This window comes from Paramuribaculum intestinale, assembly GCF_003024925.1.
In the GTDB taxonomy this organism is placed as follows: domain Bacteria; phylum Bacteroidota; class Bacteroidia; order Bacteroidales; family Muribaculaceae; genus Paramuribaculum; species Paramuribaculum intestinale.
In genome coordinates this window covers 1-8,228 of sequence record NZ_PUED01000118.1, presented here as the reverse complement: position 1 = coordinate 8,228, position 8,228 = coordinate 1, and the positions used below count along the sequence as shown (strand labels likewise).

Below are 8,228 nucleotides of genomic sequence, written 5' to 3'. Positions count from 1 at the left end.
CTTCCCGACGAGGCTGTGGAGAAAATGGTGCGAAGCAGTCAGTTTGGCTGCGGATATGACTGCATCAGGCAGCTTATGTTTGGTCTGACCGACATGGCGTGGCATACAGTCACCGAGCCGGTCGATGATCCGGTGGCATTCGAGCTGTCGGTGACTGATGCCATGGCTGCGATACCTAATGAATGCCGAAGCGTGGTGTCACCGTCGTTCGGCCATATTTTTTCCGGAGGTTATGCGGCGGGATATTATAGCTACAAATGGGCCGAAGTGATAGAAGCCGACGCGTTCGGCCGTTTTCTGGAGGAGGGGGTGACCAACCGCCGGACAGCTGAATCATTTCGTCGCGAGATACTTGAAAAGGGTGCGACGGATGAACCGGACGAACTGTATCGCCGGTTCAGAGGCCGTGATCCGGAGCCTGAGGCTCTGCTGAGGCGTGACGGGGTTATCAGCTGAACTTTTCGGGCAGTCCGCGCACTCCGCGAAGCCATGATGCCGCATCCATACGTTTTTTGCCCTGCGGCTGAAGGCTGAGTATCTCTATGCGGTAGTCGGAGCAGTCGACGGTCAGTGTTGATCCGTCGGCATGTACCGTGCCGGGAGTCTCGGCCTTTTGTCCGGTGATGCGTGTGGCAAATATTTTGAGCGACTCATTGTTGCCCATGTCGGTCCATGCCGCGGGGTATGGCGAGAGTCCGCGCACGAGATTATGTACAGCCTGTGCCGGCTTGTTCCAGTCGATATGGCATGTATCCTTGAATATCTTTGGCGCCGGGGTGGGTTCATCGATGCTCAGCGCGCTCTGCGGTATTGGCTTGACTGTGCCGTCAATGATAGCATCGACAGTCTTGAGTGTCAGTCGTGCACCAAGTTCCATCAGACGGTCGTGGACCGATCCTACATTCTCGTCGGGCGCGATGACGATTTCTTCGCGATCGATTATGTCGCCGGTGTCGATCTCATGTTTGAGGAAGAATGTGGTGACTCCGGTCTTGTCATCGCCGTTGATGACGGCCCAGTTGATCGGTGCGGCTCCGCGATAGCGCGGCAGCAGTGAGGCGTGGAGATTGAATGTGCCCAACGGTGGCATCTGCCATACGACTCTCGGCAGCATCCTGAAAGCGATGACCACAAAGAGGTCGGCTTCGAGCGCACGTAATTCTTCAACAAATGATTCGTCGCTGAGCTTCACCGGCTGCATGACTTTAAGTCCATGCTCTATCGCAAACAGCTTGACAGGCGACTGGAACATGTGGTGACCTCTTCCGGCGGGTTTGTCGGGCATGGTCACGACTCCAACAATGTTGTAGCCTCCGTCGACAAGGCGGCGGAGGCTTTCAACTGCAAACTCGGGAGTTCCGAGGAATACTATTTTCAGGTCTTTTTTGGTCATTCCGAAACTTTTACTTCAGGCATGGGGTTCTGGCTATCGATCTGCGACAGCGCGAAGGCATAGGCTCCGATGGAGATGGCGTTGCTGGCTCCGATCTTGGATATCATGACTCCGATGCGTTTCATCGGATCGTATGTTATGGTGCGGTCGGTGCCATAGACTTTGAGCGGGCGCGACTCTCCGCAGGCAAACTGCCGGAACTCTTCGGGGTTGTCGAGGTCAAACACGCGCATCTGCACCCTATCGAGTTCTTCGCCTTTGAGCGAGTGAATCTTGCCGCGCATTTCCTTAAGCAGCGAAGGCATGAAGAACCGGTGGGCTCCGGTTAGTCCTCCTCCGATCACTATGAGTCCGTCGATGAGTGTCGCGGCTGTGGCCATTGCATCGCCGGCCACTTCTCCGAGCTCTTCGAAGGCTCCGCGCGCGGCTTTGGCATCGCCCTGTCGCACACCGTCGGCTATGTCGCATATATCCTTGGGGGTGAGATCGGGGTCGACAATGCCGGAGCGTTCCATATAGACCCTCTTGACGGCGCGGATTGATGCTCCCTCTTCGACAAAAGCTTCGGGATATTTCTTGTTGCGCAGACAGAATGTCTCGACACATGAATTGTCGCCACGGTTGAGCTTGTTGTCGACCACGATGCCTATGCCGAGTCCTGTGCCGAATGTATAGCCTATAAGGTTATGGTAGCGTTTGGCGCTTCCAGCCTCCTCCAGGCGTCGGTTGATCTCAGGCAAAGCGCCTCCGAGAGCTTCGCCGAATGCGTAGAGGTCGCCGTCGTTGTTTATAAATACCGGAATTCCGAACATATCCTCGAGGAATGGTCCGAGAGCCACTCCGTTGCGGAACGACGGGAAGTTGGGCAGGTAGCCTCCGATGATGCCGTTGGGATAGTCGGCCGGACCGGGAAACGCGAAGCTGATAGCCACGGGCTTACGATCGAGCTTGGAGATGACGTCGCGGAATCCCTTGACCATTGTGGAGAGACACAGATCGAGGTCATGGGCGTTGGATGGCATGCTCACAGGCTCGACTATGAATTTGTTGGCCTGCATGGCACCGAAAACGAAGTTGGTGCCGCCGGCATCGAGAGTGATGACTACTCTTTTATCGAAGCTGTACATTTGTCGAATAGGTATTAGTGTTGTTGTCTATTGGAAGCAAAGTTAAGAAATTTGCTGCAATATATTACAACGGCTGCCGTCGAAATGTTGTGAAAATTAAGTGGCTTCAAGTGCGTGCTGATGTAGATGCAGGGCAGAAGGTGGGTCTGATTGATGTTGTTTGAACGATAGCTTGGCACATGATGTTATTGTAAACTGCTGTAAGTTAACGTTAATGAATTTTTAGTGCAAAAAAACGCACAAAAAATTTGGCTATATGGGATTTTGGATGTAACTTTGCACTCGCAAAGCCAAAACGGCGGGATAGCTCAGTTGGTTAGAGCGTCGGATTCATAACCCGGAGGTCTCGAGTTCAATTCTCGATCCCGCTACTCGAATCAAAGCTTCGGAATCAGTTTCACGAAGCTTTGATTGTTTTTATTGCAGGGTGTGACTTCATTGATGTTGATGTTTTTTTATAAACATTTTGCGCAAACAGGTTGTTTTTAATAGAGAAATGATTAATTTTGCGCTTGAAAAAGAGCGGAAAAATCCTTTCATTAAAATATTCACCGCACTATCATTCCTCCCCTCATTACTTAATTTTGTAGTTGTTCAGTCAGATTGTCAGCATGATAGCGCTGAAGCGCATTGATGTAAAATGCGTATGAAATCTGTCGGTACGCTCCAAAAGCACATTCACAAGCAACACAATTCCCCTTACAAGAATATATTTAGATTTATGTACAATCTTGATGAGTTATCAGAAAAGGTAGATTCTGAACTTCACGCCATAGCCGAAGGCATGGGACTGAAAAAGATGTCATCACTTCCAAAAAACGAGGTGATCGATGCCATTCTCGATCAGCAGGCCATAGACTTCGCAGCCATGGCGGCCGCCAATATGTCGAACGATAAACGACGTCAGCCTCGTCGGAAAAAGAATGACGCGGCTGTGTCGGGCAATGGCGACAATCAATCTCCATCCGATGACCAGCAGGATGGTCAGGGCGCGAAGAAAAGAGGCCGTAAACCTCAGCAGAAACGTAGCGATGACAGCATAGCGTCTGTCGAACCCGAAGCGCAGCCACAGGCTGAAAGCGCCGTCGCGGCTACGGAAGCGTCGGCAGAGAATCCGGCGCCGGAGAAGAAACGCAGGGGTCGTCCGAAAGGAAGCCGCCAGAAAACGGAAGGGGAGTCAGAGTTGAAAAAAAGCGACGAGGCGTCTGAACAGAGTGTGGACGAAGCCGCGACCGTAGTCAAGGCTGAAGAGACGATGAATCAGTCGCAGACAACGCCTGCTGCCGATAATCATACGCCGGCGCAGCAGCATGAGCCTGCGGCAGAGGCGGCCAATCAGCAACGCCGCAATAATGACGGTCAGCGTCAGGATATGCGAAACAATCAGGGCGACGGATTTGGCGCATTCTTCCCGCGCTCGGAGGGCCGGAGGTTCGTGCCGCGCTCGCAGCGTGAGAAAGAGGAAGCCGCAGCACAGGCCGCCGTGGCCGCAGCTACAGCACCCATACAGCTCAACGAGCCGTGGCAGCAGGACAAGCAGCAGCAACAGCAGGGCAAGAAAAACAAGCAGAAAAACCGCAATCAGAATCAGCAGCGTCAAGAACCGTCGTACAGCTTCGACGGGCTGATAGAGACTACCGGACTGCTTGAAGTAGTGCCCGAAGGATATGGCTTCCTGCGTTCGAGCGACTACAATTATCTGCCCTCGCCTGATGATGTGTATCTGACTCCGCAGCAGATCAAGGCTTATGGTCTGAAGACCGGCGATGTCGTGGAAGCAACAATACGCGCTCCGCGTGAAAATGACAAATATTTCCCGATGGACAAGGTGAAGAGTGTCAACGGCCGTTCGCCCGAATTTATTCGTGACCGTGTGCCGTTCGAAACCCTTACGCCCCTGTTCCCTGAGGAGAAATTCAATCTGACGGGAGGGCGGGCCAACAATCTCTCTACCCGCGTTGTGGATATGTTCTCGCCTATAGGCAAGGGGCAGCGCGGACTTATCGTGGCGCCTCCCAAGACCGGTAAGACGATACTTCTTAAAGATATCGCCAACGCCATAGCCGAGAATCATCCCGAAACATATATAATGATACTGCTCATCGACGAGCGCCCGGAAGAGGTGACCGACATGAGCCGCAGTGTCAATGCCGAGGTGATAGCCTCTACTTTCGACGAGCCGGCCGACAAGCACGTGAAGATCGCTAGCCTTGTGCTGGAAAAAGCCAAGAGGATGGTGGAGTGCGGCCACGACGTGGTGATACTGCTCGACTCCATCACGCGCCTGGCGCGTGCATACAATACGGTGTCGCCGGCATCGGGCAAGATACTGAGCGGCGGTGTGGATGCCAACGCGCTGCAGAAGCCTAAACGCTTCTTCGGAGCCGCGCGCAATATAGAGAACGGCGGATCGCTGACCATCATAGCCACCGCTCTGACCGAAACAAGCTCCAAGATGGACGAGGTGATATTCGAGGAGTTCAAGGGTACTGGCAATATGGAGCTTCAGCTCGACCGCAAGCTGTCGAACAAGCGCATATTCCCGGCTGTGGACATCATGGCGTCAAGCACACGTCGCGACGACCTGCTGCTCCGCACGGAGACACTCAACCGCATGTGGATACTGCGCCGCTTCCTCTCGGACCGCAATTCGATCGAGGCCATGGAATTTGTCAAGGACCGCATGGAGCGTACGCCCGACAACGACGAACTGCTCCGCACCATGGGCGACTGACAATATTCAGGCTCAGCGTCAAATGATTTTGAAAATTACAAGGATATTCATTAATTTTGCAGCCGTTAACACGCTATCGTAAATCGTGGACATCAAAAAAATATGATAAACATAACTTTTCCCGATAATTCGGTAAAGCAGTTTGAAGCCGGCGTGACGCCTCTCGCCATAGCCGAAAGTATCAGCTCCAGGCTTGCACAAGACATTCTGGCCGCATATGTCAACGGTCAGGAATGGGACATCACCCGCCCCATAGAGGAGGACGCCACAATAAAGCTCTTCAAGTGGGATGATCCGGAAGGCAAGCATGCCTTCTGGCACAGTTCGGCTCATCTTCTGGCCGAGGCTCTTCAGGCTTTGTATCCGGGCGTAAAATTCGGCATCGGACCGGCTGTCGACAACGGTTTTTATTACGACATCGATCCCAACGGTAATGAAATCACGGCCTCCGAGTTCCCCAAGATTGAGAAAAAAATGCTCGAACTTGCAAGGGAAAAGAATGCAATAGTGAGAGCCGACATCAGCAAATCGGATGCACTGAAACTGTTCGGTGACCGTGGCGAGTCGTATAAGTGCGAGCTTATCAGCGAGCTTGAGGACGGACATATCACCACGTACACACAGGGCGGATTCACCGATCTGTGCCGTGGCCCGCATATCGCCAATACGGCTCCTATAAAGGCTGTGAAGATCACTTCGCTTGCAGGCGCATACTGGCGCGGCGACGAGAAGCGCGAGCAGCTCATACGTGTATACGGCATCACATTCCCCAAGCAGAAGATGCTCGACGAGTATCTCGTGATGCTTGAGGAGGCCAAGAAGCGCGATCACCGCAAGCTCGGCAAAGAGATGGAACTGTTTGCATTCTCGCAGAATGTCGGAGCCGGTCTGCCTCTGTGGCTACCCAAGGGCGCCGCACTGCGCGACCGTCTGGAACAGTTCCTGCGCAAGATACAGCGCCGTTACGGCTACCAGCAGGTGATCACTCCGCATATAGGCAACAAGATGCTCTATGTGACATCGGGTCACTATGCGAAATATGGCAAAGACTCCTTCCAGCCTATCCACACTCCGGAGGAGGGCGAAGAGTATCTGCTCAAGCCTATGAACTGCCCGCACCACTGCGAGATATTCAGAGCGTTTCCGCGCAGCTACCGCGAACTGCCTCTGCGACTGGCCGAATTCGGCACAGTGTACCGCTACGAGCAGAGCGGTGAGCTTCACGGCCTGACCCGTGTGCGAGGATTCACGCAGGATGACGCCCATATCTTCTGCGCTCCCGATCAGATCAAGGATGAGTTCCTCAAGGTGATGGATATAATATTCTACATCTTCAAGGCTCTGAAATTTGAGAACTTCGAGGCACAGATCTCACTTCGCGACCCCAATAACAAGGAGAAATATATCGGATCGGATGAAAACTGGCATCTCGCCGAGCAGGCCATCATAGAGGCCTGTCAGGAGAAGGGTCTGAAAGCACGTACCGAACTTGGCGAAGCCGCATTCTATGGTCCGAAGCTCGACTTCATGGTGAAGGATGCTCTCGGCCGCCGCTGGCAGCTCGGCACCATCCAGGTGGACTACAATCTGCCCGAACGCTTCGGTCTTGAATATACCGGCGCCGACAATCAGAAGCACCGTCCGGTGATGATACACCGCGCTCCTTTCGGATCGATGGAGCGATTTGTAGCTGTGCTTCTGGAGCATACGGCCGGACGCTTCCCGCTGTGGCTTGCTCCCGATCAGGCCGTGGTGCTCCCGATCAGCGAGAAATACAACGACTATGCCTTCGAAGTGGCACGTCAGCTCAACGAGGCCGATGTGCGTGCGATCGTGGATGACCGCAACGAGAAGATCGGCAAGAGAATTCGCGACAATGAGCTTAAACGTATCCCCTATCTGCTGGTAGTCGGAGAAAAAGAAGCACAAAATGGCGAAGTTTCTGTAAGAAAACAGGGCGAAGGTGATAAAGGTACGATGAAAATTGCTACCTTTGCAGCGAATTTGACTGAAGAAGTCAAAAATCTCACAAATCAATAAACGCTTTAATGCAGAAAAAACCCTACGTACCCGGTCCGCGCAGACCGAACAGCTCCAATCCAGGCGCCAGAAGGCCCGACAGGAACAACGCCTCAAAGGATCCATACGCTATCAACGAACGTATCCATGCCCGTGAAGTGCGTCTGGTGGGTGACAACGTCGAGACCGGCATCTACCCGATACCCCAGGCCTTGAAAATAGCCGAAGAGCAGGGGCTTGATTTGATTGAGATCTCTCCTACCGCCGAGCCGCCGGTATGTAAGATACTCGACTATCAGAAGTTTCTCTATCAGCAGAAGAAACGTCAGAAAGAGCAGAAGGCCAAGGCTACAAAAGTCGTGGTGAAGGAGATCCGTTTCGGTCCGCAGACCGATGATCATGACTACAGCTTCAAGCTCAAGCATGCTGTGGGTTTCCTTCAGGAGGGTGCCAAAGTGAAAGCATACGTATTCTTCAAGGGACGCTCGATCCTCTTCAAAGAGCAGGGCGAAGTGTTGCTGCTCCGCTTTGCAAATGATCTGGAGGAGTATGGCAAGGTAGAGCAGATGCCGGTGCTTGAAGGCAAGAGAATGATCATCATGATCTCGCCGAAAAAGAAGTGACTGACACAGCGCGTGCAAAGAAACAGCCGCGGTCGCGAGTCGGCAGCGGTACAGTATAAACTCGAATTAATCAACAAAAGTAACCCAAATGCCAAAGATTAAGACTAATTCCGGTGCCAAAAAGAGGTTCGCCCTTACCGGAACAGGAAAAATCAAGAGAAAACATGCTTTCAAGAGCCACATCTTGACCAAGAAGACCAAAAAGCAGAAGCGCAACCTCACCCATGCCGCTACTGTGGCATCGGCCGACCGCAGCGCCGTGCTGGAGCTTCTCGCCCTCAAGTAAATCAGGCACCGGAAGCGTTTTCCGCAATACAGTTCATGTATAATTC

7 protein-coding genes and 1 tRNA gene are annotated in these 8,228 nt (G+C 52.9%); 6 read left to right on the top strand and 2 right to left on the bottom strand.

The annotated features are described in order from the left end of the window. Window positions 1–456: M3 family metallopeptidase (locus C5O24_RS09105; RefSeq protein WP_161553863.1), on the top strand; the 456-nt coding region annotated here is incomplete at its 5' end. Here the strand turns inward: C5O24_RS09105 and fmt are convergent. Continuing rightward, entirely contained in the window at window positions 449–1,393 is a 945-nt protein-coding gene (gene fmt / locus C5O24_RS09100; RefSeq protein ID WP_107035825.1) for a methionyl-tRNA formyltransferase, read from the bottom strand. The genes C5O24_RS09105 and fmt overlap by 8 nt on opposite strands. Then, entirely contained in the window at window positions 1,390–2,520 is a 1,131-nt protein-coding gene (locus tag C5O24_RS09095) for an ROK family protein (protein ID WP_107035826.1), read from the bottom strand. Before C5O24_RS09095 ends, fmt begins: the two co-directional genes overlap by 4 nt. A 297-nt stretch (window positions 2,521–2,817) precedes the next feature. Between C5O24_RS09095 and C5O24_RS09090 the strand changes: the two genes are divergently transcribed. The 5 genes from C5O24_RS09090 (at window position 2,818) to rpmI (ending at window position 8,182) form a co-directional block, all read left to right on the top strand. After that, a tRNA-Met gene (locus tag C5O24_RS09090) sits at window positions 2,818–2,891 on the top strand. Between the two features lie 350 nt (window positions 2,892–3,241). Then, window positions 3,242–5,254, top strand: coding sequence for a transcription termination factor Rho (gene rho / locus C5O24_RS09085; RefSeq protein WP_107035827.1), 2,013 nt, complete (start codon window positions 3,242–3,244; stop codon window positions 5,252–5,254). A gap of 102 nt (window positions 5,255–5,356) precedes the next feature. Further along, entirely contained in the window at window positions 5,357–7,294 is a 1,938-nt protein-coding gene (gene thrS / locus C5O24_RS09080) for a threonine--tRNA ligase (RefSeq protein ID WP_107681730.1), read from the top strand. Between the two features lie 8 nt (window positions 7,295–7,302). Further along, window positions 7,303–7,896, top strand: a complete 594-nt coding sequence (gene infC / locus C5O24_RS09075; protein ID WP_107681729.1) for a translation initiation factor IF-3 — start codon at window positions 7,303–7,305, stop codon at window positions 7,894–7,896. 88 nt (window positions 7,897–7,984) lie between these two features. Then, window positions 7,985–8,182, top strand: a complete 198-nt coding sequence (gene rpmI / locus C5O24_RS09070) for a 50S ribosomal protein L35 (protein ID WP_107035830.1) — start codon at window positions 7,985–7,987, stop codon at window positions 8,180–8,182. Window positions 8,183–8,228 lie beyond the last annotated feature (46 nt).

Coding starts and splice junctions, on each gene's coding strand:
- fmt (WP_107035825.1), bottom strand. CDS start 1,393: ATGACCAAAAAAGACCTGAAAATAGTATTCCTCGGAACTCCCGAGTTT.
- rho (WP_107035827.1), top strand. CDS start 3,242: ATGTACAATCTTGATGAGTTATCAGAAAAGGTAGATTCTGAACTTCAC.
- thrS (WP_107681730.1), top strand. CDS start 5,357: ATGATAAACATAACTTTTCCCGATAATTCGGTAAAGCAGTTTGAAGCC.
- C5O24_RS09095 (WP_107035826.1), bottom strand. CDS start 2,520: ATGTACAGCTTCGATAAAAGAGTAGTCATCACTCTCGATGCCGGCGGC.
- rpmI (WP_107035830.1), top strand. CDS start 7,985: ATGCCAAAGATTAAGACTAATTCCGGTGCCAAAAAGAGGTTCGCCCTT.
- infC (WP_107681729.1), top strand. CDS start 7,303: ATGCAGAAAAAACCCTACGTACCCGGTCCGCGCAGACCGAACAGCTCC.